Raw genomic sequence first — 576 nt, forward strand, 5'->3', positions numbered from 1 at the left:
TGTCTGCGACAATGAACTCTGTGATCCCTTTAACTAACGCATGCTCTAAACGTTTTGCGACAGGCCAAGTTCGCCACTCAAGCGCAGAGGCATCTTCTTCTTTGCCAACACCTTTATCTGCGTACTCAGCTGCGATATCTAACAATCTTTCTGTAGCGTCATCTCGACGGTTAAGCACAACGTCTTCTACTGCTTCTCGTAATTTTTCTGGTACGTTGTCATAAATTTCGAGCTGCCCCGCGTTCACAATGCCCATGTCCATACCGTTTTTAAAACAGTGATAAAGGAATACGGCATGGATTGCTTCACGAACGTAGTTATTACCGCGGAAAGAGAAAGACACGTTCGACACGCCTCCGGAGATCATCGCGTGTGGCAAATCGCGCTTGATGTCCGCTACAGCTTCAATGAAATCAACAGCATAGTTGTTGTGCTCATCGATACCCGTTGCGACGGCAAAAATGTTCGGGTCAAAAATAATGTCTTCTGGCGGGAAGCCAACTTCATCTACCAAAATACGATAAGCATTTGTACAAATTTCTAGCTTGCGCGCGCGTGTTTCTGCCTGACCAACCT

At 46.4% G+C, this 576-nt stretch carries 1 protein-coding gene; it reads right to left on the bottom strand.

The window, feature by feature from the left end; genetic code table 11:
- The coding region (locus R8N49_RS29150; protein WP_318190703.1) for a dihydropteroate synthase at positions 1-576 on the bottom strand (576 nt) is incomplete at both ends.

It is taken from the genome of Vibrio sp. 1978 (assembly GCF_033344345.1).